This is a genomic window from Candidatus Borreliella tachyglossi, from assembly GCF_003076595.1.
Taxonomy (GTDB): Bacteria; Spirochaetota; Spirochaetia; order Borreliales; family Borreliaceae; genus Borrelia; species Borrelia tachyglossi.
In genome coordinates this window covers 138,456-165,311 of the sequence record NZ_CP025785.1, presented here as the reverse complement: position 1 = coordinate 165,311, position 26,856 = coordinate 138,456, and the positions used below count along the sequence as shown (strand labels likewise).

Here is a 26,856-nt window from a genome sequence, read left to right as displayed (position 1 = left end):
TGTATAATAAATCTATCAAAATAAGGTTAAATAATCAAGGAATGATTATGTTTTTTGTAATGTTTTTTGTGGCTTATACTCTTTTCTCAAAGGAAGTTTATTATAGATTCGCTGATTATGATATTAATTATAGAATAATAGGAAAATATGAGATAGATAAGGAAGAGGCTGAAGAAGAATGGGGGTATAGGTTCACTTATAATAATGATAATAAGCTTGTAGTTGTTGATTATGTTGGCAAACTTAGTATTTTAATGCCCTCTTTTTTTGCTACAAGTCAGGTAAAGGTAGAGCATTCTAAGAATGTAGAAAGGCGATTATTTTTAAGTGGAGGTTTTGCTACTAAGAATGCAAAAGATGTTTATGTTGAACAAATAGAATACCTTCCAAGTGGCAGATTAAAGAATATTTTTAATTATAATAAGTCTAATGAGATTATAAGAGATAAGTATGGAGTTTCTTATTATCATTTTGTCTACAGAGATGATAATACCTTTGATGTTTATAGATTTAGTGAGGTTGGTTTTCAAATTAAGGATTTCAATGATGTTTATTATACCAAAGTTACTTATGACGATTCTGAACGGATAAAAACGGTTTTGTATTATGATGATAATAACTATAATATGAAGGCTAAAAATGGAATATATGGGTTTAGACTAACTTATGATAGTAAACATAATATTGTAAAGGAAGAGTATTTAGACCAGGTATCTTATTTGTATTCAAATCCTTTTTCTGTTGCAATAAAGACATATCGTTATGATTTTGGTGGCAAGATTATTGAAATTTTCAATTATGATCTTCAAAACAACCTGACTCCTGATGAGAACAATGTAGCAATGTATAGGTATGAGTATAATTTAAAGGAAAAAGACTATTTTCATAAAGAATATAATTATGATGCTAATAATAATTTAACTGTTAGCCAAAATGGTTATGCTATGAAGAAGACCATTTTTTATATACAAAACAATGAAAAAAGAATAATGAATTACAGTAACAGAATAAACAAAAATTATAATAGTGATATTCCCGCTATTTATGAGGAAAAATATGAGATAATGGACGATTTTAAGGGTATTGCAGTTTATAGTTATAAGTATGATGATAGATTTTATTTGGTTGAAAACCTTTTTTTTGATAAAAATTTTAATTTAATAAGTGATTCAAAGGGAGTGATGATTTATAAGTATTCTTATAATGAGGAAGGTCTTCTTGAATCTCAAGAACATTATGGAGATTTTGATAATCCTATAGGTGATATTTATGGTGTTTTTAGGTATAGATTTGCTTATGATGTTAATGGGAACATTACTTTGAAGAGAAATTATTCCAAGAGTGGGATTTTGGTTGCAGATATGAGTGCTGTTTTTGAGTATGCTTATGAGTATGATAAGCAAAATAGGCTTATTACCCAAAAAAACTTCGGAAACTTAGGGCAATTGAAAGATGATATTTATGGTGTTAGCATGTATAAATATGAGTACAATAAATTTGGAAAAATTTCTAAGAAAACAAATCACGGGCCGGATTTAAGGATACGGGACGATATTGGAGGTATTTCAATTTATAAATGGATTTATGATAGCAAGGGGAATTTGGTTGATTTTCAGAAGTTTGATTCTTTAGGTAATCTAATATAAATATTTTTTGTTCGCATGCTTGCCAATGGAGCAGAGCAGTTCGTAGTTGCTTCTCCCAGATTCCTTACTAAGTATATCTAGACTTAATCTTTCAGAGATTATTTCTACTTTTTCTCCTATGGTTATCTTTAGGTCTTTAGGTATTTCTATGATTGTTATGTTCATGCATACTTTTCCTCTGAGTTCACATTTTCTGTTTCTTATTAGGTAATAAAAATTGTTGGATGTATTTTGTGGAATCCCGTCAAAGTATCCAACAGGTACGAGACCGACTTGTATGTCTTCTTTTGCCATAAAGAGTCCAGAGTATGATATTTTTTCTCCTTTTTTTATATTTTTAAGAAATATAATTTTTGAATAGAAACTTAATACAGGCTTGAGGTGTAAATTGTTTTGTGATCCATTTGGATTTGAGTGGTATCCATATAAGATAAGTCCGGGTCTTACCATGTTGCATTGTTCACTTATTGCATAGTGTTCTGTGTGCTCTGAGTTAGATACGTGGATAAATTTTGGATTTATATTTCTTTGCTTAAGTTCATTTATTAAATATAGGAATTCTTCAGTTTGCTCTTTGGTAATTTTTTTATCTGTTGTTGTAGGTAAATGCGTGCAAATCCCTTCTAATGTTACTAATTTTGAATTTTGAATTCGAATTGCTAGACTTAGAGCATTTTTTATTTTAATACCATACCTGTTCATTCCAACATCAACTTTTAAGTGAACTTTAGTTTTCTTATTTTGGTTCTCACATTCTTTCTCTATTAGTAATAAGTAGTCATAGTCAGCGACAAAGGGCGTAATGTTAAACTTGATCAGATGTTTTATTGCACTTTTATTTGTGTTAATATAGAGTAATATTTCTGCATTTTGATCAATTTTTTTAAGCTTTAAAGCGTCATCTATCCAAAAAAGGCCAAAATAATTTATTCCTTTTTCTTTTAAAAATTTAAATGTTTTAGTTAGTCCGTGTCCGTAAGCATCAGCTTTTAGTGTGGCTACTAATTCTCTATTTTGAATGAGATTCTTAATTGAAATTATATTATGCTCTAGATTTTTAAAGTTTATTATGATTTCTTTGTGTTTAATCATTTTTTATATTATATATTATCGTGAATAGGAAATAAGACTTTTATATTCTGAAATGTTTCATTCATATGCTAGCTTTTTTGCGGTATTGGTATTGGAAAATATTTAAAATTTTGACCTTCGTAAACTATTCTTAATTCCTTTTGAAAATCATTGTATATCTTAGGATTAATCCTGATTGTATATTTTTTATCTAAATTATCCTTTTTATTTTTTATTGTTATTCTTGCAATGATATAATACCAATTTAAGTCCTTATAGTACCCAGCAACAGTGTTTGCAAGCGTAGGTGTCCTCAGCACTCCAAAAGAGTAAGCATCTTTGCAACCTTTTTTTTGTGAATTTTGTTTGCCAGTTGCTATACTATTTAAGTAGTATATAAAATGTCCGTTATCTGGACTTAGAAATTCTAGTTGAGTTATTTCATATTTTTTTGAAACTTTATCCGATAAATCAAATGAGATAATAGCTGCTGACCCAATTGTTACAAAGGCATTGACAAATGAATAGGTTATTCCCTCAAGTTCTTTTATTTTTTGTCCATCAGGATTTGTTAATTCCATATAAGGTATACTAATAGCAATTTCAGCTGTTGTAAAAAAAATGCTTTGTTGCAGTTTTTTTACAGACACTTTTATATCTTCTCTTACGATATACTTTTGATTGCTAAATACATTTATTTTGTCTTTAGGAAACAGAAATTGGATGAGTCCTAAAAAGATAATGAGTAAAATTGAATTTTTTAACATTAAAGTGTGTATACCCTTATAAGTAAAATTGTTTATCTTCAAAGATAAACAATTATCGATTATAACATGTTTGAGGGAATTTAATAAATATATAGTCTTATTTATTAAGCATTGATATTAAGTAAAGTATTTTCTGTTTCTTTAGTCTAGTAAAGATTTAGTTTCCTTATCTTTTATCGTTAGCCTTAGCAGGCGTGAAGAATAGTAAAATAATGCACTATGAAGTGCATTATTTTAAGTTGCTAAATAAGTCAAAAGATAATTCTTCAATATCTGGATATAATCTGAGTACTTCTTTTAAGAGATCATTAACAAATTTAGAGTTAAGAGATATTGTGTAATTTTTCAGTCTTTGAGTCTTCTTGTGTCTTAGAGATAGTGTAGATAACATATAGTGCCATTGTTCATCTATGTATGTTAGGTCAAACGCTTGCCTAACTTCATCACTCATTAGTAATCCAAAAGGGTAAGATGTTTTGTATCCTTCTTCTGCTGATGATTCAGCAAGTAAATAATTAGGGTCTTTAAGATCTAAGTCCTTGCCCGCTGTTATTAATTTGAGATCTTCAACTATATATTCTGAATCACCTTTTTTTGTTGTCTCAAAAAGAATTAAAAATGACACCTTATCACTTAATTCTCCATTCATTTTAATGGGAGAGACTACATAAGCATAGCCGAGCATTCCTTTAAGCTCAGGAATTGCTTGCCCCATTTCGTCAAGTATAGGCATTGCCTTTGTCTTTTTCCAGGTCATATTTGCGCTGCCTATGTGAGGTAGGTTATCTTTATAAGTAGTGCCGCTAATGAATCTTAGTTTAATTTTATTACCTGATGTTATTCCGATATTTCCATCTCGTTCAACTTCCTGAGGCTTTCTAAAAAAGGCACATCCTGTTATTAAAAAAATTAATAAAATAAATATGAAAAATTGTAAATTTATTTTTTTTAGCATAATTATTTAATCTCCTTTAATGGCTGCATTAATCTGGCAAGGGGTTTTTGAATATATTTGATACAGATTATAGTATAGATTGATCAACATTGACATTCTCCTTTTTGATTAACTCAAATAATATTATCATTTTTTAGCTTATTTTTAGAATTTTAAAGATTGAGATTACATATGTGATGTATTTATTCTTTAATTTAGAGCAAAGGTATTTTTGCTGCAAAAAAATGAATGATCCCAATAATTATTGCAATGATTCCTATTAATTTTTTATTGCGTTCAAGGACAGATTTAAATCTTCCATATTCTTTGTTGCTTTCAAGGTTTGTTGAAATTTTTTGACTTGAGAAAAGGATAAACCCGATAAAAAATAAGCTGATAGCAGGCAGTAAATTCCCAATTATTGGTAAACTGTAAGGTGTGATTATTTCCAAGATGCTGGTTGCTAAAAATACGGTTCCGAAAAATCCTCTTACATCTTTGTTATCATTAATTAGATTTACAAATTCTTCAAAGACATTTAAGAAATTAAATCTTTCTCTTAAAATTGGAAATGCTAGTACTATGCCTCCTAATATATTAAGTAAAACGGATATAAAATATACTTGCAACATCTTTCACCCTCCAAAAATTAACTTTTTACTAAAGTATGTTTTCTCACCTTTATGATTTATTAGCATTATAGTTAGTAAACTTTCATTTTTATATGCAACATTAGTATATAACGTATAGTCAATCTTGTCTATGTAGATCATATTATTTTCAATAAGCTTATTATCTAAATATACCTCTAAGCTAGCTTTTCCTAATTCCTTTTTATTGTTGCTTTTAATATTGATTTTGAGATATAGATTTGCATCTTTTGTTTTATGTTCTATAGCAATAATAGGTTTGTAATTTTTTTCTGTGTTTTTTAATGTAGGAATTAAGATAATTTTTAAAACAATTAGCATTATGACAAAAATTATCCCGATGGTTAAGTGTTTTTTTAACTTTTGTTTATATTTGTTTTGTATTTTGCTTTTGCAATCTCTGCTTTTCATAGATCTATTCACATTTAAGTTATGGTTTATAACTTGAGCAAAGTGTTTAAATTCCACCAATAGACACTGACGCCACTTTTTTCTCCATAAAGTATACTAAGGATTCCATCCTTAGATAAGCTTTCAGCAAGAAATGTGAGGTTTGGTGGTTCAATTAAGATCAGTTGTTCTTTTATATTTCCTTGATTGTCCAGCTTCCATATTAAAGTATTAGATAGATTTTTCATGTTGGTAGATGCTATTATGTTGTCTTTTTGAATTCCAATGATATTAACAAAGCTTTCTTGTTGGTCATCTAATAAATTTTGGGGTAGAGTAATTTTATTTTTTATTTCAAATTCTTTATTTTTGTTTAAGGTCATTGTGTAGAGATATTGATTTTTAATTCTCACTCCAAGGTCGTTAATGCCTTCATTAGCTCCAATGTTTTCATAGTGAGTTGTTTTCACATAAATAATTTTTTTGTTTACTTCGAAGAATACTTTATCTATTGATATATTATATTTTTTACTCTCTTCCTCAGGTATTTGTAGTATGTGTTTAGTAACATAAATCTTGTAAAGTGGCGATAGGTTGTTGTCATAAGAGTATATTATATATCCTTCATTATATATGGTTATTATTGCTATGTTATTTCCATCATCAATATTTATATCGTAAATTTGAGGGAATGGTGTTCCATTTTGCCCATCCTGTCCTAATACCTCTACAGATAAATCTTTATTTAAAATAAATATTCTTGTAAAGTATGCGATATTTTCCTTCTCATCAAATTTAGATTTTTTATTATCAATTTTGTCTGACACCACAATAAAGTCTTTTGATGGGTAGATTGCTTGAATGCTTTCAAAATCTACTTTTTTAATCTTAAGATCAGGATTGCTCTTGAATATGCTATTTTGATAAGTTTGAATTAATTTTCCATAGGAATTAAAAATCATGAGTTTGTTTGCTTTTGTCTCTACAATATATACAAGTCCGTTGTACGTTTTAATATCAAAGCTTGAGTTGGTGAATTTATTTTCAAGTGGCGCTATTTCTCCAGGTAAAGTACCAAATGGTATTTTGAACTGCTCCTCGCCTAGCTCGTTTAAAGTTTTAGTATTACATGATATAATTACGAAAAAGAAACTTAATATATAAATTTTATAAAACTTTCTCATGTTTTAGATGTTATTATTTTAAATGCTTGAAAGTCAATTATTTTAGGAGAATTGATATCTAATATGTTAAGAGCAATATTTGAAACAACTATTGGTTCGAAAAGTAAGAGAGATTTGAAAAATTATCTTCCTGCTTTAAGAAATATTAATAAGCTTGAGTCTTGGGCACTCTCTTTAGCAGATGAAGATTTTGTTAGGGAGACAGAAAAGTTTAAAAATGAACTTAAGGAAGGTAAGGTTTTAGAAAATATTTTAGAGAGAGCTTTTGCACTATCTAGAGAAGCTGCTAGAAGACGTCTTAAGGAGAGGCCTTATGATGTACAGCTTATTGCGGGGCTTGTACTTCATCAGGGAAAAATAATAGAGATGAAGACTGGAGAAGGTAAAACTCTATCTTCTGTGCAGGCTGCATATCTTAATAGCTTAACAGGTGAGGGTGTTATTATTGTTACTGTTAATGATTATCTTGCAGAGCGTGATTCAAATTGGATGAAGCCAGTTTTTGAACTTTTAGGAGTGAGTGTTGGCGTTGTGTTATCTAACATGGATTCTGATAGGAGAAAGCTGGAATACAGTAAGGATATTACTTATGTTACAAATAATGAGCTTGGATTTGATTATTTAAGAGATAATATGCGCTTTGATGCATCTCAAAAATCTTTGAGAAGTTTTAATTATTGTATTATTGATGAAATTGATTCTATTTTAATTGATGAAGCCAGGACTCCTTTAATTATTTCGGGCTCTACTGAGGGAGATACTAAGGCTTACCTGGAAGTTAATTCTCTTGTTTCTTTACTAAAGGAATGCTCTAAAGATCCAAAAACGGGGGATTATCCTTTAGAGATTGATGATCTTGATGGAGATTATACGATTGATGAGAAGGGTAAGAGAATATCTTTTACGGCAAATGGTTTAAATAATCTTGAGAAAATTTTAATTTCAAAAGGTATCATTTCGGGGTCTATGTATGTTGATTCTAATTTTAATTATGTTCATTATATGACCCAAGCATTGAAAGCTCATTTGCTTTTTTTAAAGGACAGGGAATATATTGTTGGGGGTTCTGGTGTTGAGATTGTTGACGAGTTTACAGGTCGTATTTTGACGGGACGCAGGTACTCTGATGGATTGCATCAAGCTATTGAGGCTAAGGAAGGCGTTAGGGTTGCAAGTGAAAATAAAACTATGGCAACAATTACATTTCAGAATTTATTTCGAATGTTTAAAAAGATTTCCGGCATGACGGGTACGGCTGACACAGAGGCAAAGGAATTTCATAGAATATATAACCTTGATGTTGTGGTTGTACCTACTAATAGATTGGTAGCAAGAATAGATGAGGATGATGTTATTTATTACACTGAGGAATTTAAGTTTAACGCAATTACTGATGAGGTTTACGAGGCTTATAAGAGGGGGCAGCCTGTTCTTGTTGGGACTGTTTCTATTGAGAAATCTGAAATATTATCGTATATGTTTGGCAGGAAAGGCATTAAGCATGAAGTTCTTAATGCAAAAAATCATTTTCGTGAAGCTTTGATTATTGCTGAAGCAGGAGCGAAACATGCTGTTACAATTGCAACTAACATGGCTGGTCGGGGTACTGACATTAAGCTTGGGGGTAATCTTGAGCATCGAGCGCGTAAAAAGGTAGGTACAGGCGCAAGTATTGAAGAGCTTCAAAGAGCTATGCAAGATGAAAGGGAACAATATCTTAAAGATTATGAGGAAGTTAAAGACCTTGGTGGACTTTATGTTATTGGTAGTGAGAGACATGAGTCAAGGAGGATAGATAACCAGCTTAGAGGGCGAGGAGGAAGGCAGGGAGATCCGGGGAGATCAAGATTTTATGTATCTCTTGAGGATGATTTAATGCGTCTTTTTGCAGGTGATAATTTAAGAGCGTTAATGGGGAAGCTTGGGATGAACTCAGGCGAACCTATTGCACATTCCTTATTGACAAGATCTTTAGTGAATGCTCAAAAGCGTGTGGAGGATAGAAATTTTGAAATTAGAAAGCATCTTTTAGAGTATGATGACGTTATAACAAAGCATAGAGAGTTTATTTATGCTCAGAGAAACTCAATTCTTGAGGATGATAACATTAAGGAACGTCTTCTTTTGTCTTTAAGGGAGTATCTTGATTTTTTATTTGATAGTGTTAAAGGTGAAGTAGTTACGAGTTCTGTGATAAATGAAATAAATTTAATTTTTGCTTCTATGATGGAAAGTATTGGTTCTGTTGAGGGCATGAGTATTTTGGGTTTCAAAGATAAGTTAATGGAGATTGCAAAGTCTAATTTATTTGCAAAGGAAGATCTGATTGGATCAGAACTTTTGAATGAATTTTTAAGATACGAATATTTAAGAAATATTGATTCTAAATTTCAAGAGCATCTTTCAAATCTTGATTCTTTAAGAGAGTCAGTTTATCTTAGATCTTATGCTAATAAAAATCCAATTACTGAATACAAAGAAGAAGGTTTCGCAATTTTTAGTGAGCTTGTTAAAGATATTAAGGTTGACACTTTGAGGCGAGCTTTACAGATAAAAGTTGATGTTGATCCTAATGGTTATAAAAATAAGAAGTCTAAAAATATTAGCGCTACTCACAAAAAGTTTTCAAGTATCGTTTCTGGGAAGGAAGATGCTTCATCGGGGGGTCAAATAGTTAGAAGTACTCCAAAGATTGGAAGAAATGAGCCTTGTTATTGTGGAAGTGGGAAGAAATATAAAAATTGTCATGGAAGAAACTAAAGGAGGTTTTATGTTTAAGTTGCCAGAACTTGGTTATACTTATGATGCCTTAGAGCCTTATATTGATATTAGGACTATGGAGATTCACCATACCAAGCATCATAATGCATATATGGTGAATCTAAATTCTGCTCTTGAGAAGACAAATATAAATTACTTTAAAGATATTGAAAACATTTTAAAAAATATTCATCGGTTTCCTGAAGAATTCCAAGGGGTAATAAGAAACAATGCTGGTGGGTATTCTAATCATATTTTGTATTTTAGAATCTTGAAGCCTGGGAACAAAGATAATATTTTGAAAAATTTTGAAGAAGAGGTTAAAGCTATCTTTGGGAATCTTGATAATCTTAAGATGGCTTTAAAAGATTCAGCCATGAAGATTTTTGGAAGTGGTTGGACTTGGCTAGTTCTTCATGCAAATAAAGAATTGCAAGTAATATCAACACCAAATCAAGATAGCCCTTTAATGGGAGATTATAAGCCTATTTTAGGCATTGATGTTTGGGAGCATGCTTATTATCTTAAATACCAGAATAGAAGAGTTGATTATCTTGATGCGTTCTTTAAGGTTCTCAATTGGGAAGAGGTTTCAAGAGTATATAATGAAATAATAGAATAATATTGTCTTTAAGAGATTCTTAAACTAGGCTTGCGATATTTTTTGCTTTACGCCTAGTTTGTTTTAGGCACTAAACCTTAATACATAAATGCATTCTATATATCATTATTAAAGTTATCTTTTTCAATGTCATTGAAATACTTTACTGTGCCGACTTTAAGTTCATATGTCGCAGCTTCATCTGAGACGATAATTGCGCTTGTATGCAATTGGAGTGCACTGATTGTCCACATGTGGTTGACACCGCTCTCAATAGCATGTTTTAATGCCCTTGCTTTATTGTATCCATTTACTATGATCATTACTTCTTTTGAGTCCATAATGGTTCCTACTCCCACGGTTAAGGCACTTTTGGGAACTTTGTTAATATCATTTTCAAAGAACCTTGAATTTGCAATAATTGTATCTTGAGTTAAAGTCTTAATTCTTGTTCTTGATTGAAGAGATGAACCGGGCTCATTGAAAGCAATATGGCCATCAGGCCCAATTCCTCCCACAAAGAGCATAATGCCACCATAAGATTTAATTTTATTCTCATATTCTTCACATTCTTTTGCAAGATTAGAAGCATTGCCATTTAAGATATGCACATTTTCATTTCTTATATCTACATGTGAGAAAAAGTTATTCCACATAAATGAATGATAACTCTCGGGATGATTTTTGTCTAAGCCTATATATTCGTCCATATTAAATGTGACTACATTTTCGAATGAAATTTTCCCAAGTTTATTCATTTCAATTAAGTTTTTATACATACCAAGTGGCGAGCTTCCCGTTGGCAAACCTAAAATGAAGGGCTTTTTTCTTGTTGGTGAGAATTCTTTTATTCTCATCGCTACATAATTGGCAATCCATTTTGAAATATCCTTATATTCAGGCCTAATGATTAGTCTCATCTAGATCTCCTTATTATTGATAACTCAACAATCAAAGTTTATTAAATATTATTTTTGACTCTATCATAGTTAATTTTAAATTTAAATCTTTGTCAAGGACGTTTATGTTTGCATCATAATCATGGCATATTAATCCCTTTTTCCCACGATTAATTATTTTTACTGGATTATATGAACTTGTTTGAATAGCATCACTTAAGCTATATCCGAATTCTACTAAGTTTTTAACGCCTTGTATCATTGTAAGAGATGAGCCTGCTATTGTATCGTCCGCCACAGTATGAAATAACCCATCATCTTTAAGATAAACTTCGTCTCCATTGGCGATTAATTTTCCAGATGTCTGTAGTGTTGGTGTTAAACCGTCGGTTACAAGAATTAGTTTACTTATGTCTTTAAGTTTTCTAAGCATTAAAAAGAGTTTTGGATGAATATGGTATCCATCAGCAATAATTTCACAAGAAACATCTCCATGCATTAAGCCTGCCCCTGTTGCACCTGGATTTCTGTGATCAAGTTTTGACATGGCATTGAAAAAATGAGTTGTGTGAAGTATTCCCACTTGAAATCCCTCAAGCATATTTTCATATGTTGCGTTGGTATGTCCTGCTTGAAGCGTTATAATATTTTCCATGCAAAACATTGCAAGTTCTCTCATTCCCTTAAGCTCAGGTGCGACTGTCATTGTTACGATATTAGTTCTTTTTCGTCCAAAGGTATCTGTAAAAGTGCCAGCGGCATCCATGAATTCCTTCATGATTTTGATACTTGGTTTTTGGAGGTAAGAGATAGGATGAACACCTCTTTTCTTGGGAGAGAAGAAGGGACCCTCAAGGTGGAGTCCTAATATTTTTGCACCCTTTTCTTTGCCTATTGCGTCTGAGCATGCTTTGATTGTTGCGATCATTTCATCAACTGGGCGTGGATAAAGTGTCGGTAGGAATCCTACTACTCCGTACTCTGCTAGATGCTGTGACATTTTAAGTATTGAATCTGTTGAACATTGATCAGTTCCATAGCCGTAAAATCCATGTATGTGATTATCGTAAAGACCAGGTGTTATGTAGTTGCCCTTAACATCAATCATTGTGTAGCCTTTTAGGTCAATCTTTTCAAGTCTATCGGCTGTTACAATATCAAAAATTTTGCCATTCTTGATAAGGACAGCTGAATTTTCTATTTTATCATGCCCTGTAAGAACAGATTTTGCATTAAATAAACAAAAATTTTTCATACCTATCCTCTCCTATAAAATTGAAGATACTTTTTTTATAATTTTAGATTTTACTATAAATAGAGGTGTTTTTAAATATCCTTATTTTTTAAATTATTCTTTGAAAAGATACTTATTTGCGATTTTGAATATGCTGTGAATTTGTTTGTAATATTTGCATATTTTCTGTGTTAAACTTTTTACTTAAGAGGGAGTTTTAATGTCTTCTGGATTTTTTGTTCCAGGGCTGGATAATAAATATAATAATAAAGAAATTCGTGAATCGATGCTTAAAGGCGATAAAGCCAAAATAGATTCATCTTTGCAAAGACTTGAGGATTTAGAGCAAGAAAAGAGTGCTTGGCAAATGCTTAACAGGAAAATTTCTACTTTAAATTCACTGGCACGACAAATTACGTCTCTTAATAGTCCTTTCAATCACATGTCGGGTAAATCTAGCGATGATGATGTGCTATCTATGTCTGCTCGTTATGGTTCTAAGAATGAAACTTATAGAATTGATGTTAATCAATTAGCAGGTTCAGATGGTTTTTTATCTGCGAATTTTCAGCAAAAGGAACTCAAGATTCCTATGGGGAACTATACATTTTTAGTTGGCAATAAAGAGATTAAGTTTAAAAATAATGGAGATATTGAGTCTCTTGTAAAAGATATTAATAGTAGAGGCAAGGGATTTTTATCTGCGAAGGTTGTCAAAAGTGATAATTCTGGGAATAGCCGATTGATTTTGCAGGCTTTAAAGGAAGGGGAAACTAATCAACTTATTATGAAGGATGAGGCTTTAAATCTTGCTAAACAAATAGGCATTTTAAGTGAGCTTACAACAAATTTTAGTCCTAATCTTGCAGAGATTATTAATAGTCAACAAAATGGTAGCAATAAGATATCTCTTGTTAAGAATAGTGTTATATTAGAGCCTCTCTCAGAGATTTCAATAAGTATTCCAGAAAATATTGAAATTAGTGGTAGAAGTAAACTTAAATTTGATATTAAGTATCATGATACTGATAATGAAGGTGTTTTAAATAAAATTATTTTTAATCCTGGTAAGGCTACTTTTGAGGATGCTAAGGTTGAGGGTGAAGATAGCATAATTAATCTTGGCCCTGATCATAAGCCTCCTTTGCAGGAAAAGAAGTATATTCAAATAAATATGGTAAAGATTCACAGCAATACAGGTTCTGTAGAGTTGCCTCCTGTAAATGTTGCAAGTGATTTTGAGAAGGTTGAGGTTGAAATTGGTGCACTTTTGGATTTAAAAGAGATCAATATTGAAAATAAAGGTAATAACAGGGTAATTACTGTTCGTAATATTGAGATTTTTGATCCAAAGAATAGAGATGGTTATTTGCCAATAAATGCAAAAAGCTTTGCAGAGAATGCAAAATTGAAATTTGATGAAGTTGATGTTGAGCGTGATTCAAATACTATTAATGATTTAATTCCCAATGTTACACTAAATTTAAAGAAGACATCAGAGAATACTATCATTGCTCAAGTTGAACCTGATTATGATGGAATCAAAAAACTTCTATTGGATTTCCTTGTAGCTTATAATGAAGTTCTTGCTGAGATTAATATTGTAAGTTCAAATGAAGATAATTCTAAGGGGCAGAAATCAGATGTGTTAGAGGAGTTAGAGTATTTAAGTGATGAGCAAAGGGAAGAAGCTTACAAGAATTTAGGGATCCTTAAAGCTGAATTTTCGTTAAAGACTCTTAAATCAAGGTTAGAATCAATCATATTTAACGCCTATATGACCAATGATCCTAATTTGTCAATAATTAGTCAAATAGGGGTGTTTACTAATTCCGTATCTTCATCTGGTGGGCTTTCTCGTTATTTAAAGCTTGATGAGAAGAAATTTAATGAAATAATACAGAGTAATATTAATTCAGTAAAGGAACTTTTTGCAATTGATTTTAATGATGATCGAGTGTATGATGATGGACTTGCTAAGGCACTTGGTGATTATTTATCTCCTTTGGTGAGTTCCGGAGGGTTTATTTATAATAAAATAAGGAGTTATGATCTTAAGATTCCCAATCAGAGAAATGTGGTTGAAGATTATAAAAAGAAATATGAAGATCGGGAGAAGAAGGTTGAAGGCGAGCTTAATACCTTAGATTTCACTGTAAAGCGGATGAAGGAACAAGAGGAAGTCCTTAAATCTTTTGACTTGCAGAGACGAAATAGGTAACTTGGATAACCAATTTTAACAAATTTAATTTAAATTAGCATTGTATTTATTTTTTTCTTATTTTTGTGATATCCTTTTTAAAAGGTAAAGGGATTTACCATAAATTGAATTAATCATGGAGGAATGTAATTATGATCATAAATCACAATACATCAGCTATTAATGCTTCAAGAAACAATAGCATTAATGCTGCTAATCTTAGCAAAACTCAGGAGAAACTTTCTAGTGGGTATAGAATTAATCGTGCATCTGATGATGCTGCTGGTATGGGTGTAGCTGGAAAGATTAATGCTCAGATTAGAGGATTAGCTCAGGGATCTAGAAATACTTCGAAAGCTATAAATTTCGTTCAAACTACTGAAGGAAATTTAAATGAATTAGAGGGTGTTTTGGTAAGAATGAAAGAGCTTGCAGTTCAATCTGGTAATGGTACTTATTCAGATGCAGACAGAGGTTCTATTCAGATTGAAATTGAGCAACTTACAGATGAAATTAACAGAATTGCTGATCAGTCTCAATACAACCAAATGCACATGTTGTCAAACAAGTCTTCTGCTCAAAATGTAAGTACAGCTGAAGAACTTGGAATGCAACCTGCAAAAATTAATACACCATCATCACTAACTGGTGCGCAAGCTTCATGGACATTGAGAGTACATGTGGGTGCAAATCAGGATGAGGCGATTGCTGTTAATATTTATGCTGCTAATGTTGCTAATCTTTTTGCGGGTGAGGGTAACCAGGTGGCTCAGGCAGCACCAGCACAGGCGGGAGCTCAGCAGGAAGGAACGCCAGCGGCTGCGGCAGCACCAGCTCAGGGAGGGGTTAATTCTCCAGTTAATGTTACAACTACTGTTGATGCTAATATGTCACTTGCGAAAATCGAGAATGCTATTAGAATGGTAAGTGATCAGAGAGCAAACCTTGGAGCTTTCCAAAATAGGCTCGAGTCTATTAAGAGTAGTACAGAGTACTCTATTGAAAACCTAAAAGCATCCTATGCTCAAATTAAAGATGCTGCAATGACAGATGAAATGGTTTCATCTACAACTAATAGTATTTTGACACAATCTGCGATGGCAATGATTGCGCAAGCAAATCAAGTGCCACAGTATGTATTATCATTACTTAGGTAAATTTGATCTTGGAAATAAGGGTCTTTTAGAAGACCCTTATTTTTTTATAGCAAGGAAAATTCCAATATTTTAGTATAATGAATATTAGTGTGTATAAAACTTAAAATGTTTGCATTAGGAGGTTGCTTTGGATAAGGCTAGCGTTAAAATTAGGAACCTTTATAAAACATTTTCTTATAATAATAATAAAAAACAAATAATTAAAGCAATAAAAAATTATGAAGATGGTAAGAATAGATCTGAGATTTATAAGGAATCTTCTATTTTTATTGCAAATGCAAATATTACTCTTGATGTTTATGAAAATGAAATTTTAGTTATTATGGGTATGTCAGGATGTGGTAAGTCTACTTTTGTTAGGTGTTTGAATGGTATATACAGGATAGATGCTGGATCTATTTTGGTGAATAATATTGAAATGAATGATATTAATCAAAAAGATCTCTCTGCTTTAAGAAAAGATAAATTTGCCATGGTATTTCAAAATTTTGGACTTTTTCCACATATGAATGTTTTAAGAAATGTAACTTATGGACTTGAAGTTAAGCATATTCCTAAAAAGATTAGGATACAGAGAGCTATTGATGTTTTAAAGCTTGTGGGTCTTGAAGATTCTAAGTATAAGTATATAAATGAGCTTTCAGGTGGCATGAAACAAAGAGTAGGCATAGCACGAGCTTTGGTTGTTAATCCCGATATACTCTTGATGGATGAGGCTTTCTCAGCTCTTGATCCTTTGATTAGGGGGGAGATGCAGGATGAACTTTTAAGATTGGTAGCCAAATTAAAAAAGACAGTCGTATTTATTACTCATGATTTAATTGAGGCTTTTAAGTTGGGCAATAGAATTGCTTTTATGAGAGATGGGGAAATTATTCAAGTGGGCAAGCCATTGCAGATATTGGCAAATCCGAGCACGGATTTTATAGCTAATTTTATTAAAAATCTTCCTGTGCTAAACATTTTAAAAATTAAAGATATTATTAAAATGAATTTTGGTCTTAATGGTGATTCTGATAGATATAATGTTATTATTGAAAGAGAAGGTGATGCCTTTAGTTTGTACAATGTAGATCTTAATAGGAAGTATAGTAACCTTGCTTCTTTAAATTTAAGGCTAGATGATGAGATTAAGAGTATTGTTAAATATTTAAATAAGTTGGATTATTTGATAGTAAGAGGGGATCAGGACAGCATTATTGGATATATCGATGTGGATGAGCTTGCTGACTTACTGTCAAAATAGGTACGATATGAATAGAGATATTATAGTTTCTAATATAGACAGATTTTTTAATTTTTTAGTTGACAATTTTTCAGATTCTAATGGCATAGGGTTTACAAAAATTGTGATTTTATTTTATGAAAATCTAAAAGATTTATTTCTTTTTATTCCTCCTGTTCTTTTTATTATTATCATTTGCGTTTTAAGTTTCTTGTTTTTAAAGAAAAGATTAGCATTATTGATTATGTTGGGATTTTGCTTTGTTTTGTATTTTAATCTTTGGGAAGCTTCAATGGATACGGTGTCAATTATTTTTGTGTCTGTACTCTTTTCGGTAATTCTTGGGCTTCCGGTAGGTATTTTAGGTGGGTATTATCCCAGATTTTATATATTTTTAAAACCTGTACTTGATTTGATGCAAGCAATGCCTCCGTTTATTTATTTAATACCAGCCATACCTTTTTTTGGTATGGGCACATCTTCAGCTATTTTTGCTACAATTATTTTTGCAATGCCTCCAGTTATTAGATATACAAGATTGGGAATTGTTCAAGTTCCAGGAGAAGTAATTGAGGCTGCAAAGTCTTTTGGCAGTAGTAATATTCGTATTCTTTTTCAAATTCAGCTACCATTGTCTCTTCAAAGCATAATAGAGGGGATTAATCAATCAATAATGATGGCAATATCTATGATAGTTATTGCGGCAATGGTTGGTTCATCGGGTCTTGGTAGGACTGTGATATATTCTGTTGAAAGATTGAATTTTGGTGAAGGTTTAATATCTGGGCTAGCTGTTGTGGTAATAGCCATTATTTTAGATAGGATAATGCAGGCTATTTTTATTAAATTTAGCTATTTAAATACTGACCATTATGGAGTAAAAAAAGAAAATAAATTTAAGAGATTTTTGGAAATATACAATAAATAATATTATTAATTTTTATTAATGCTGGGGGTATTGATTAATGAAGAATTTATTTATAGCTATTTTTATGACTTTTATTTTCATTCTTTTCTCTTGTGGTAAAAATGATGACTCTACAAGTTCAAAATCAATAAAGGTTGCTTACGTTAATTGGATAGGTGAGACAGCTGCTACTAATGTTATTAGGGTTGTTTTTGAAAGAATAGGGTATAAAGTAGAGATATTTCCCGTTAAAACATCTATAATGTATCAGTATTTGGCAGCAGGTCAGGTGGATGGTATGGTATCGGCATGGATACCGACGGCCGATAAATTTTATTATGAAAAGCTTAAAGATAAATTCATTGATCTTGGTGCTAATTATGAAGGGACATTACAAGGATTTGTAGTTCCAAAGTATGTTACAATTTCTAGTATTGGTGAACTTAAGGGTAGAGGAGGTGAGTTTCAAAATAAAATGGTTGGAATAGATCCTGGGTCTGGTACTCAACTTTCTGTAGAAAAGACTCTTAAGCTTTATGAATTAGATAAAGAATATGAGCTCGTCCCTTCAAGTGAGAGTGTAATGCTTGCAAGTTTAGAGGCTGCTATTAAGAGGAATGAATGGATTTTAGTCCCTTTATGGAATCCCCATTGGGCATTTGCCAAATATGATATTAAATTTTTAGAGGATCCTTATTTAGCAATGGGAGGAACTGAGAGCATTCATTCCTTTGTAAGACTTGGACTTAAAGAGGATGATCCTGATGCGTATTATTTGTTTGATAATTTTTATTGGAATGACAGCTTAGTATTACCTTTAATAGAAAAAAATTATAAGGAGCCTGGACAAGAATATAGAAATGCTGTTGAATTTGTTGATAGACACAGAGAGATTGTTAAGAGTTGGGTTCCAGACAAATATAAAGATTTATTTGATTAGCCTTTTGCTGAATTCCTTAAATGAGTTTAATATTGGCTTTTCATTTGATAGTGGATCGAAGCCCCCTTTAAATAACGCATTGCATCTGACTAATCTTAATATAATTATAATTAAAGCCGTTACAATGTCATACTTTTTTAGGCATTCTAATGCATAATTTGAACAACTAGGTTTATATATACAATTAAGCCCAACGATTTTGGAAAAAGTTTTTTGGTATATTTTGACTAATAAGATAGCTATCAAGTTGGGTGCTCGAAAGAATTTTTTTAGTATACTCATATTTGAAATTATATTATAATAGTATTACTATATGATACTGTAGTATGCATGCCAACATTTGGTTTTAGTTTTTTGTATTTGTTGGAGGAGGCCAATATTAAAAGGTTAGCATTAATTTTTGTTTTGGTGTCTTCTTATGCAGAAACTATGAAAATATCTCCTGAAGATGCTGTTCGTATGGCTTTAGAAAATAATTTGGATTCTAAAAATGCCGAATATAAAGAAAAGATAAAAAAGTTATATAAAGATAATTCTTGGAATGTATTTGTTCCAAATTTAGGCGCTAGTGCAAATCTTTCAAGGTCGAGCTCTTCTATACCCAATGCAGAAGAGAGGGATTATTGGGGACTGGGATTTGGTGTTTCTGCTGGCTTTACTATATCTCCGTCTGTTTTAAAAAAAATTCAACTTACCGTTCTTGATTATGAGAATGCTAAGATAGACAGAGAAAAGGCTGTTAAAAATATTAGATTAGGCGTCCTTAAGATGTATAATCAGTTAATAGCCTTAAAGAGTACCTTAAAAGTTTTTGAGATTCAGCTTAAAAATAGCAAACTTAAATTTGAGCAAGCTCGGATTTCTTATGATAATGGACTTTTGTCAGAAATAGACTATCTTGATGCTAAGCTTAAGTATGCCAAAGCTCAGCCTGCTTTAGATGAGCAGGTAATTAATTTTGAAAAGTTAAAAGAAGGATTTAAATTATTGGTAGGGTTGGATGCCTTGCAAGATTTTGAGACTATAGGGGAATTATCAGATGAGATACTAGACTTTTCATTATTTAATGAGGTCATAGATATTAATGAACAACTAGATGTTAAAACATTAAATAATTCTTATAAGATTGTTCAAAAGTCTCTTGATGCTATTTGGCTAGATACTTTTTTGCCAAGTTTTTCGTTCTCGCTATCTTATGCTCCATCTATTTCTTTTAGTAGTAATTCAAGTGGCTTATTAAAGAATGGTTTTTCTGCTTCTTTGGGATTAAAATATAATTTAACTGAAATTTTACCATTCTCAAAAAGCTTTACAAATATATGGGATAAAGATTATCAATTAGAGATAGTGAAAAATCAAGTTGCAAATAAAATTCGTGAATTTAAGTCTAATATTATTCATAAACGTAAAGATGTAAGGAAATATAAGTCTATTTTGGATGCCTCTAAGATGAATTTGGAATTAGCTAGGAAAAATTATCAGCTAGCTTTTGATTCCTTTAATGCAGGTGCAATAGATCTTTTAAAATTTAATGATATTGAATTTACTTATAAACAGAGTGATTTACAGTTTATAAGAGATAAACTAAATTATTCTAATGCAATACTTGAATATAAAGATTTAATAAGTGCGTTAGATTGATAGGATGTTATATGAATTTAATTCTTAATATGAGGTTTGGTGTTAAGTATTGTGTATTATTTTTAAGTCTGCTGTTTGCTTTTTCATGTAGTAAGAATACTGGAAGCGAGGCTCAAGGAGATATGCACGGAAATGATTCTGTTGACGAACCCTACAGATTTCCAGTTATTGTTATGAAAGTTCGAAGAGGGATTTTAAGTAATTATATTGCTTTAAATGGTGATGTAGATACTAAAGTTAAAGCAAATGTATATCCCGATGTTACAGGAAAAATAACATCTCTTAACGTGAAGCTTGGAACTTATGTAACAAAAGGACAAGTAATTGCTACACTTGATCCAACAAGGATAGGAGCCCTTTATTTAAAGAGTCCAGTAAGAGCACCAATTTCTGGAAATATTTTAACTGTTGGCCATAAAGTTGGGGAAACAGTTGGACCTCAAGCAAGTATTGCTTTGATAGGTAAAATGGATACGACTCAGATTAGGACTTATGTTTCTGAAAAATACATCTTAGATGTCAAGGCTGGTAATGATGCAATTATTGAGATCGAATCTTATCCCGATGAAAAATTTAGAGCAAAGGTTTCAGAAGTATCTCCTGTGTTAGATTTTAAGAGTCGTACTGCCGAAATATACCTTGAGCCTGTGGGTAATAATTCAAAAAAAATGATTGTTGGTATGTTTGTAAAGATTAAACTTGTTACTAATCATTTAAAAAATGTAGTTAAAATTCCAAGTAATGCTGTTGTTGAGCGAGATGGTAAGAGTTTTGCATTTAGGGTGAATGAAAGTACAGAAACAGTTGAGATGGTGCCTCTTTTGATAGATTTCGAGGTGGATAATATTATATCTGTTCGGGATGGGATTAATGAAGGTGATTTAATTGTAATTGAGGGTCTGCCTGCTCTATCTGACGGGGCTTATATAAATTTAGTAGACACGCGAGATGGAATTGTCGCTGAAGACAATGTTTAATTTCCTGGAGAAGAAGTATGTTGGTAAAAAGGGTTGTTGATAAGCCAATAACAATGCTAATACTATTTTTGTTATTGGCTATGATCAGTGTTTATACTTTTTCGAGATTAAAGATAGATTTGTTGCCTGCAATTGAAGAAAAAGTAATAACTGTTTATACGAGCTATCCGGGAGCTTCCCCAAAAGAAGTTGAGGAAAGGGTGTCTAGCGTACTTGAGGGTAGCTTTACTTCGGTGAAAAACATAAAGAAGATAAGAAGTAATTCTTCCAAAGGGTCAAGCGTTATTACGCTTGAATTTCGTCATGGAACTAATTTAGACTTGGCTTTAAATGAGATAAGAGATGTGCTTGAGTTTGCAAAGAATCTTTTACCCAAAGAGGTCGAGTCACCTAAAATTTCAAGATTTAATTCAAGTAGTATACCGATATTAACATTTGTCATTTATTCAGATAGATCTGTTTCAGAACTTAGAAGGCATGCGGATAGCATCATTAAGCCCAAACTAGAAAGGCTTAATGGAGTTGGGCTTGTATCAGTATCTGGTGGTAGCGATAAGTATGTTTTGGTTGAAATTTCTCAGAATAGGTTGGAGTCATATGGATTGACTTTGTCAGAAATAATGCCGGTAATTTCTTCTCAGAATTTTGAGTTGTCAATTGGTAATGTATTAGAGAATGGGATAGAGTATCTAGCACAAGTGTCTGGAAAATTTACTTCAATTAAGGATGTGGAAAATGTGGTTGTTGCTTATAGAAAGCCAGGCGATTATTCTTTAAATGATAATGTTCTTGTTCAGGTAAGACTTAAAGATATTGCAAATATTAAGAGTACTTTTAAAGATTTAGAGCGTTATGAGTATTATAATGGTAAGTCTTCTGTTTTGATTGGCGTACAAAAGCAAAGTGATGCGAATTCTATTGCTGTTTCAGACACATTAAATGTAGAGATTGAAGATATTAAGCGTGCGCTACCTAGAGATATATATTTAGAGCTTGGTTTTGATACTGCTGAATATATTAAAAAATCTATTTCTTCCGTGACAAATTCAGCTTATTATGGGGCAGTTCTTGCGCTATTGATTATTCTTATCTTTTTAAGAAGTTTTAGAGCTACGATTATTGTTGGTATTTCAATACCGTTAGCTGTTGTTCTTACCTTTTGTTTAATGTATTTTGCAGATGTTTCGCTGAATATGATGAGTCTTTCCGGTCTTGCTTTGGGAGTTGGTATGCTTGTCGATTGTTCTATTGCTGTAATAGATAATATATATAAATATAGGCAGAAGGGTGCTAAGCTTATGTCAGCTGCAATTCTTGGGACGCAAGAAATGATGCTTCCAATTGTTGCTTCAACTTTAACATCAATTTGTGTATTTGCACCTGTTCTTGTTTTTAGGTCTGAATTGGGTATTATTGGCGATTTTGTTAGAGATTTCGCTTTTACTATTGTTATATCTCTGACAGCTTCTCTATTTGTTGCAATTTTTTTAGTTCCTGTCCTTGCAAGCTATTATGTTGGACTTTATACTACTTTCCAAAAACCTATCAAAAATGAATTTGTTAAACGAATTGATAATTTTTTTGCTGGCGCATATTCTATTGGAGAAGTATTCTATGTTAAGTTGTTAAATTATGTTTTAAATCGCAAGATAACTTTTTCGCTTATTGTGTTCTTTAGTTTTATTGCAAGCTTAGCTTCATTTCCTTTGTTAAATGTATCTTTTTTGCCCAGTTCTAATTATACTTCAGTTATTTTTGGTGTTGATCTTCCGTATAAAATGAGCTTGGAAAATGCGAATTTTTACGCGAATAAGTTTCTTGAAATTCTCAAAAGTGAACTTAAGCTTTATAAGAGTATCATTTCTAGCGTAGAGTCAAGTAGAGTGTCTTTTACGGTTACATTTCCTTTAAAGGAAGAGAGCAATAAAGAGCTTTTTGAAGAGCCATTAAGTATTAACTATAGATTTGTTAAACGGATTGAAGATCTTTATCCCAACTTTAATTCTAGGTCATCCTCAGGAGGAGGTTCTCTTGGTGGTCCTCCTATTGGTATTAAAGTTATTGCTTCTAACTTCGAGGCGGCAAGAGAATATGGAAGTTTATTAGTTAGTCTTTTAAAGAAGGAATTTCCTGAGCTTGTAAATCCTAGACTTGATATAAGAGAAGAAGAGCTTCAAATTGATATAGATATAGATAGAGATAAGGCTTACTCTTATGGAATTAACATGAACGCTCTTGCAAAAGAGCTTAAGGCTAATATTGACGGAGTTGTGGCAGGAAAGTACATTGAAGATGGATTAAATTATGATATTGTGCTTAGACTGAGTAGGGATGATGTTGCTAATTTGAAAGATTTGGATAAAATATTTATTACGAATGCATCTGGTATTAAAATCCCTCTTTCTTCAATAGCTAAGCTTAGAAAAACAAAAGGAGTTAGCTCTATTTTAAGGGAAAATCAATCTTTGGTGGTTAATCTTACAGCAGGCATTCCTCCAGGTGAAAATCTAGGGTTAATAACAGCAAGGGTAATGGATTTTGTAACTAATAAGGTTCCCCAGAGGGATGGCGTGTCGGTTAGTTTTGAGGGTGAGTACAGCGAATTTACTAAGAATATGCGACAATTTGCATTGATAATCTTTATGGCCATCTTGCTTGTGTTCGGAATAATGGCGTCACAATTTGAGTCTCTTTTAAAGCCGTTTATTATTCTTTTTACAATTCCATTAACTTCAATAGGTGTTGCACTGATTTATTTGATAACTAGAGAGAATATTTCTGTTTTTACGGCTGTTGGTATGCTTATGCTTGTTGGGGTTGTTGTTAATACGGGCATTGTTTTAGTAGATTATAGTAATTTATTGCTTAAGAGAGGTGTTGGTCTTAGGGAGGCGGTGGTTGAGGGTGGTCGGTCTAGATTTAGACCAGTTTTAATGTCTGCCTTAACGTCAATAATAGGTCTTGTGCCTCTTGCATTCTCAGATTCTAGTGGTAGCGAGCTTGTAAAGCCAATTGCTTTTACGTTTATTGGTGGAATGACTGCTAGCACATTTCTTACTTTGCTTTTTATTCCTATGATTTTTGAGGTTTTTTCTAAGCCCTCTAGGAAAAAATTTATTCTTTTTAAATCATTAAATTCTACTGATAAGAATATTTTGGACTACGAGAATAAGGAATTGTCGCAAAAAAATGCAGATAACACTTACAGCGATAAAAATAATGTTAAAGATGATAATGATCATGATAATTTCTTTATTGAAGAGAATGAAGATTAATTAGGAGTTTATATGTATAGAGCAGAAATAATTTCTAACATATCTTTAGAGCTTGATCTTCATGAATATATGAATAAAATAGAAAAGGATTTAGGCGAGCCAATATATTATTCTAAGATATATAATGTTCATGGGAAAGGGAGCAAGGGAGAGAAGCAGGGTAATGGAATTTGGCCTGAAGAAAATTTCATTATTATAGTTTATACTGATAAATTGATTATTGTAGAGAGGCTAAAAAGAGCTGCAGAAACTTTAGAGAAAGAATACCCTACAGAGGGAATTAAATTTTTTGTTATAGGTGGTTAATACATTTTCAATTTTATTTCTTGGCAAATGTATAGGTTTATCAGAGAGATAGAATCGGATTTATATTAATTTTTAATGTTTTGATATTTTAAATTATCTAAAATTATTGATAAGAATGATTGTAGTACAGTTTAAGCAACTAAAAGTTAAGTATGGTATAATGAAGTTGTCAATACTATAAGTATTAAGTAGGATTGTATGTCAATAGTAAAAACATTTTTCGCAATCGCTGATAAACGCGGTGATATAGTCGCTCAAATATATAAGAGTGATAGGAAGTATCTTAGTGTTACTTATAGAGATTTAAAAACATTAGTTTTTAAATTTGCATCATTCTTAAAAGAGCTGAATTTAGGATACCAAGATAAAGTATTTATTTGTTCTGAGAATAGAATGGAATGGAGTGTCATAGATTTTGCAATCTTGTCTTTAGGTGCTGTGGATGTTCCTAAGGGGGCTGATGTTACTCTTTTTGAGGCTGAGGTAATTATTAATTCTATTTTGCCTAATGTCTTGGTGGTCGAGAATTTAAATCTTCTTGATTTGGTTACTAGGGTTAATTTTAAGGTAAAACCTACAATTATTGTTATTGATGATTTGGTGGCAGGGGATAGGGAGAGATTTGGTGATTTTAAGATTTATACCTATAAGGAGTGCATTTTAATTGGTGAGAAGTCGAGGCGAGATGAGGATATTATTGAGGCTTTGGGTAACATTAACCCCGATGATATGGCAACAATCATATATACTTCTGGCACTACGGGAAATCCTAAGGGTGTAATGCTTTCTCACGCTAATTTTCTTTATCAGGTATCTAGTTTTAGTCGGATGATTAATACTAGTGAGGGACAAATATTTATGTGTATTTTACCAATTTGGCATTCATTCCAGAGGGCATTTTCTTATAATATTTTCCTTAAGGGGCTAACTTGTTTGTTTTCAAGCATTGTTCCAAGAAGCATGCTTGATGATATTAAGAATGTAAGTCCTCATTATATTGCAGCTGTTCCTAGACTTTGGATTGCAATAAAGCAAAATATCTTTAAAGAAGTTTCTAAGAAACCATTCTTAGAAAGGGTATTATTTAACTTTTTTGTTCAAGCAGCATGCCTGCATGATATCTGTTATAGGATAACTTTGGGTTTCTATCCTGACAATGGAGTTAATTTGTTGATTCCTGTAAAAAAAATCTTAGGAATTTTAGGGTTGGTTATTTTATACCCTTTTAAAATTTTGGGTGATTTAGTTATCTTTAATAAGATAAAAAAAGTTTTGGGTAATAATTTTGTTGTTGGGATTACTGGTGGTGGCAGTGTGTCTTTGTCTGTTGTACGTTTTTTCAACTCAATTGGAATTGAACTTGCTAATGCTTATGGACTAACGGAAGCATCACCTGGAGTTGCTTCTAATGAGTATGGAAGGACGGTACTTGGAACTTGTGGTAAAATATTGCCTGAAACTATTGCTGAGATTAGAGATGAAAGTGGTAACAAACTTAAAAAACCAGGAAAGGGAATTCTATTTATTAAAGGACCTCAAGTTATGATTGGATATTACCAGGATGAGAAGACCACAAGACAAGTTATTGGTTCTGATGGATTTTTGGATACGGGCGATATTGTTAAGTTATCAAGGGATGATGTTGTTCAGATTATTGGCCGAGAAAAGGATACTATTGTTTTAAATAATGGGGAGAATATTGAGCCTGCTCCAATTGAAATTAAGCTTGAAGAGTCTTTATTGATTGAAAAGGCTGTTGTTGTTGGGCAAGATCAAAAGTTTTTAGGAGCATTGATTCTTCCTAATTTTGAAGAAATAAATAAATATTTGGAAAGTATAGGCCAAAAAATTCTTGATTCTAGTAATAGACATCAGATTATTGCAAACAATATTGTTCTTAAGGCCATTAATGATGAGATAAAAAAACTTATTAATAAAACCAATGGATTTAAGCCTTTTGAGCAGATATTGAAGTTTACTCTTTTAGAAAAGCCATTTGAAGTGGGCAAGGAGATGTCTATTAAGATGGATGTTAAGCGTAACTATATTTTAAATTTTTATAGGAATGAAATAAAAAACTTATTTTCTTAAT

At 31.7% G+C, this 26,856-nt stretch carries 22 protein-coding genes; 13 read left to right on the top strand and 9 right to left on the bottom strand.

Going from position 1 to position 26,856, the window contains the following annotated elements:
- Nucleotides 1–47: 47 nt before the first annotated feature.
- The gene (locus tag CR532_RS00810) at nucleotides 48–1,646 is read left to right on the top strand and encodes a hypothetical protein (RefSeq protein ID WP_199911290.1); all 1,599 of its coding nucleotides are present in this window, start codon (nucleotides 48–50) and stop codon (nucleotides 1,644–1,646) included.
- On the opposite strand, the gene alr is transcribed toward CR532_RS00810, so the two are convergent.
- From alr to CR532_RS00780, 6 genes are all read right to left on the bottom strand, one after another.
- The gene (gene alr / locus CR532_RS00805; RefSeq protein ID WP_108728950.1) at nucleotides 1,638–2,738 is read right to left on the bottom strand and encodes an alanine racemase; all 1,101 of its coding nucleotides are present in this window, start codon (nucleotides 2,736–2,738) and stop codon (nucleotides 1,638–1,640) included. The genes CR532_RS00810 and alr overlap by 9 nt on opposite strands.
- A 68-nt stretch (nucleotides 2,739–2,806) precedes the next feature.
- Complete coding sequence (locus tag CR532_RS00800) at nucleotides 2,807–3,484, bottom strand: BB0158 famile outer surface lipoprotein (protein ID WP_108728949.1); 678 nt, start codon at nucleotides 3,482–3,484, stop codon at nucleotides 2,807–2,809.
- A 229-nt stretch (nucleotides 3,485–3,713) separates the two neighbouring features.
- Nucleotides 3,714–4,439, bottom strand: a complete 726-nt coding sequence (locus tag CR532_RS00795) for a S2/P23 family protein (protein ID WP_108728948.1) — start codon at nucleotides 4,437–4,439, stop codon at nucleotides 3,714–3,716.
- Nucleotides 4,440–4,633: 194 nt separating this feature from the next.
- The gene (locus tag CR532_RS00790; protein WP_108728947.1) at nucleotides 4,634–5,050 is read right to left on the bottom strand and encodes a hypothetical protein; all 417 of its coding nucleotides are present in this window, start codon (nucleotides 5,048–5,050) and stop codon (nucleotides 4,634–4,636) included.
- A gap of 3 nt (nucleotides 5,051–5,053) precedes the next feature.
- Nucleotides 5,054–5,479: a hypothetical protein gene (locus CR532_RS00785; protein ID WP_108728946.1), complete on the bottom strand. Its 426-nt coding sequence runs from the start codon at nucleotides 5,477–5,479 to the stop codon at nucleotides 5,054–5,056.
- Between the two features lie 26 nt (nucleotides 5,480–5,505).
- Nucleotides 5,506–6,642 carry an LIC_12708 family protein gene (locus CR532_RS00780; protein WP_108728945.1) on the bottom strand — a complete coding sequence of 379 codons (1,137 nt, stop codon included), beginning with the start codon at nucleotides 6,640–6,642 and terminating at the stop codon, nucleotides 5,506–5,508.
- Between the two features lie 63 nt (nucleotides 6,643–6,705).
- On the opposite strand from CR532_RS00780, the gene secA reads away from it, so the two are divergent.
- Entirely contained in the window at nucleotides 6,706–9,402 is a 2,697-nt protein-coding gene (gene secA, locus CR532_RS00775) for a preprotein translocase subunit SecA (RefSeq protein ID WP_108728944.1), read from the top strand.
- Nucleotides 9,403–9,412: 10 nt separating this feature from the next.
- Complete coding sequence (locus CR532_RS00770) at nucleotides 9,413–10,024, top strand: superoxide dismutase (protein WP_108729603.1); 612 nt, start codon at nucleotides 9,413–9,415, stop codon at nucleotides 10,022–10,024.
- Between the two features lie 95 nt (nucleotides 10,025–10,119).
- Here the strand turns inward: CR532_RS00770 and nagB are convergent, their stop codons facing one another.
- Together nagB and nagA are read right to left on the bottom strand one after the other, a co-directional pair.
- The gene (nagB, locus tag CR532_RS00765; RefSeq protein ID WP_108728943.1) at nucleotides 10,120–10,923 is read right to left on the bottom strand and encodes a glucosamine-6-phosphate deaminase; all 804 of its coding nucleotides are present in this window, start codon (nucleotides 10,921–10,923) and stop codon (nucleotides 10,120–10,122) included.
- A gap of 31 nt (nucleotides 10,924–10,954) precedes the next feature.
- Nucleotides 10,955–12,157 (bottom strand): N-acetylglucosamine-6-phosphate deacetylase, encoded by a 1,203-nt coding sequence (gene nagA, locus CR532_RS00760; protein WP_108728942.1) that lies wholly within the window; start codon nucleotides 12,155–12,157, stop codon nucleotides 10,955–10,957.
- Between the two features lie 199 nt (nucleotides 12,158–12,356).
- On the opposite strand from nagA, the gene fliD reads away from it, so the two are divergent.
- From fliD to CR532_RS00735, 5 genes are all read left to right on the top strand, one after another.
- Nucleotides 12,357–14,357 carry a flagellar filament capping protein FliD gene (gene fliD, locus CR532_RS00755; RefSeq protein ID WP_108728941.1) on the top strand — a complete coding sequence of 667 codons (2,001 nt, stop codon included), beginning with the start codon at nucleotides 12,357–12,359 and terminating at the stop codon, nucleotides 14,355–14,357.
- A 131-nt stretch (nucleotides 14,358–14,488) separates the two neighbouring features.
- Nucleotides 14,489–15,493 (top strand): flagellin N-terminal helical domain-containing protein, encoded by a 1,005-nt coding sequence (locus CR532_RS00750; protein ID WP_108728940.1) that lies wholly within the window; start codon nucleotides 14,489–14,491, stop codon nucleotides 15,491–15,493.
- A gap of 127 nt (nucleotides 15,494–15,620) precedes the next feature.
- On the top strand, nucleotides 15,621–16,739 hold the full coding sequence (locus CR532_RS00745; RefSeq protein WP_108728939.1) for an ATP-binding cassette domain-containing protein: 1,119 nt from the start codon (nucleotides 15,621–15,623) through the stop codon (nucleotides 16,737–16,739).
- A 7-nt stretch (nucleotides 16,740–16,746) separates the two neighbouring features.
- Nucleotides 16,747–17,646 carry an ABC transporter permease gene (locus CR532_RS00740; protein ID WP_108728938.1) on the top strand — a complete coding sequence of 300 codons (900 nt, stop codon included), beginning with the start codon at nucleotides 16,747–16,749 and terminating at the stop codon, nucleotides 17,644–17,646.
- Between the two features lie 37 nt (nucleotides 17,647–17,683).
- Nucleotides 17,684–18,565 (top strand): glycine betaine ABC transporter substrate-binding protein, encoded by an 882-nt coding sequence (locus CR532_RS00735; protein WP_108728937.1) that lies wholly within the window; start codon nucleotides 17,684–17,686, stop codon nucleotides 18,563–18,565.
- On the opposite strand, the gene yidD is transcribed toward CR532_RS00735, so the two are convergent.
- On the bottom strand, nucleotides 18,554–18,847 hold the full coding sequence (gene yidD / locus CR532_RS00730; RefSeq protein WP_108728936.1) for a membrane protein insertion efficiency factor YidD: 294 nt from the start codon (nucleotides 18,845–18,847) through the stop codon (nucleotides 18,554–18,556). The genes CR532_RS00735 and yidD overlap by 12 nt on opposite strands.
- 48 nt (nucleotides 18,848–18,895) lie before the next feature.
- Between yidD and CR532_RS00725 the strand changes: the two genes are divergently transcribed.
- From CR532_RS00725 to CR532_RS00705, 5 genes are all read left to right on the top strand, one after another.
- The gene (locus CR532_RS00725) at nucleotides 18,896–20,206 is read left to right on the top strand and encodes a TolC family protein (protein WP_108728935.1); all 1,311 of its coding nucleotides are present in this window, start codon (nucleotides 18,896–18,898) and stop codon (nucleotides 20,204–20,206) included.
- A gap of 11 nt (nucleotides 20,207–20,217) precedes the next feature.
- The gene (locus CR532_RS00720; protein ID WP_108728934.1) at nucleotides 20,218–21,183 is read left to right on the top strand and encodes an efflux RND transporter periplasmic adaptor subunit; all 966 of its coding nucleotides are present in this window, start codon (nucleotides 20,218–20,220) and stop codon (nucleotides 21,181–21,183) included.
- Between the two features lie 17 nt (nucleotides 21,184–21,200).
- Nucleotides 21,201–24,458: an efflux RND transporter permease subunit gene (locus CR532_RS00715; RefSeq protein WP_108728933.1), complete on the top strand. Its 3,258-nt coding sequence runs from the start codon at nucleotides 21,201–21,203 to the stop codon at nucleotides 24,456–24,458.
- Nucleotides 24,459–24,470: 12 nt separating this feature from the next.
- On the top strand, nucleotides 24,471–24,764 hold the full coding sequence (locus CR532_RS00710; protein ID WP_108728932.1) for a PG0541 family transporter-associated protein: 294 nt from the start codon (nucleotides 24,471–24,473) through the stop codon (nucleotides 24,762–24,764).
- 198 nt (nucleotides 24,765–24,962) lie between these two features.
- The gene (locus CR532_RS00705; RefSeq protein ID WP_108728931.1) at nucleotides 24,963–26,855 is read left to right on the top strand and encodes an AMP-binding protein; all 1,893 of its coding nucleotides are present in this window, start codon (nucleotides 24,963–24,965) and stop codon (nucleotides 26,853–26,855) included.
- The last annotated feature ends 1 nt before the right edge of the window (nucleotide 26,856 follow it).

Coding starts and splice junctions, on each gene's coding strand:
- CR532_RS00810 (WP_199911290.1), top strand. CDS start 48: ATGTTTTTTGTAATGTTTTTTGTGGCTTATACTCTTTTCTCAAAGGAA.
- alr (WP_108728950.1), bottom strand. CDS start 2,738: ATGATTAAACACAAAGAAATCATAATAAACTTTAAAAATCTAGAGCAT.
- CR532_RS00800 (WP_108728949.1), bottom strand. CDS start 3,484: ATGTTAAAAAATTCAATTTTACTCATTATCTTTTTAGGACTCATCCAA.
- CR532_RS00795 (WP_108728948.1), bottom strand. CDS start 4,439: ATGCTAAAAAAAATAAATTTACAATTTTTCATATTTATTTTATTAATT.
- CR532_RS00790 (WP_108728947.1), bottom strand. CDS start 5,050: ATGTTGCAAGTATATTTTATATCCGTTTTACTTAATATATTAGGAGGC.
- CR532_RS00785 (WP_108728946.1), bottom strand. CDS start 5,479: ATGAAAAGCAGAGATTGCAAAAGCAAAATACAAAACAAATATAAACAA.
- CR532_RS00780 (WP_108728945.1), bottom strand. CDS start 6,642: ATGAGAAAGTTTTATAAAATTTATATATTAAGTTTCTTTTTCGTAATT.
- secA (WP_108728944.1), top strand. CDS start 6,706: ATGTTAAGAGCAATATTTGAAACAACTATTGGTTCGAAAAGTAAGAGA.
- CR532_RS00770 (WP_108729603.1), top strand. CDS start 9,413: ATGTTTAAGTTGCCAGAACTTGGTTATACTTATGATGCCTTAGAGCCT.
- nagB (WP_108728943.1), bottom strand. CDS start 10,923: ATGAGACTAATCATTAGGCCTGAATATAAGGATATTTCAAAATGGATT.
- nagA (WP_108728942.1), bottom strand. CDS start 12,157: ATGAAAAATTTTTGTTTATTTAATGCAAAATCTGTTCTTACAGGGCAT.
- fliD (WP_108728941.1), top strand. CDS start 12,357: ATGTCTTCTGGATTTTTTGTTCCAGGGCTGGATAATAAATATAATAAT.
- CR532_RS00750 (WP_108728940.1), top strand. CDS start 14,489: ATGATCATAAATCACAATACATCAGCTATTAATGCTTCAAGAAACAAT.
- CR532_RS00740 (WP_108728938.1), top strand. CDS start 16,747: ATGAATAGAGATATTATAGTTTCTAATATAGACAGATTTTTTAATTTT.
- CR532_RS00735 (WP_108728937.1), top strand. CDS start 17,684: ATGAAGAATTTATTTATAGCTATTTTTATGACTTTTATTTTCATTCTT.
- yidD (WP_108728936.1), bottom strand. CDS start 18,847: ATGAGTATACTAAAAAAATTCTTTCGAGCACCCAACTTGATAGCTATC.
- CR532_RS00725 (WP_108728935.1), top strand. CDS start 18,896: ATGCCAACATTTGGTTTTAGTTTTTTGTATTTGTTGGAGGAGGCCAAT.
- CR532_RS00720 (WP_108728934.1), top strand. CDS start 20,218: ATGAATTTAATTCTTAATATGAGGTTTGGTGTTAAGTATTGTGTATTA.
- CR532_RS00715 (WP_108728933.1), top strand. CDS start 21,201: ATGTTGGTAAAAAGGGTTGTTGATAAGCCAATAACAATGCTAATACTA.
- CR532_RS00710 (WP_108728932.1), top strand. CDS start 24,471: ATGTATAGAGCAGAAATAATTTCTAACATATCTTTAGAGCTTGATCTT.
- CR532_RS00705 (WP_108728931.1), top strand. CDS start 24,963: ATGTCAATAGTAAAAACATTTTTCGCAATCGCTGATAAACGCGGTGAT.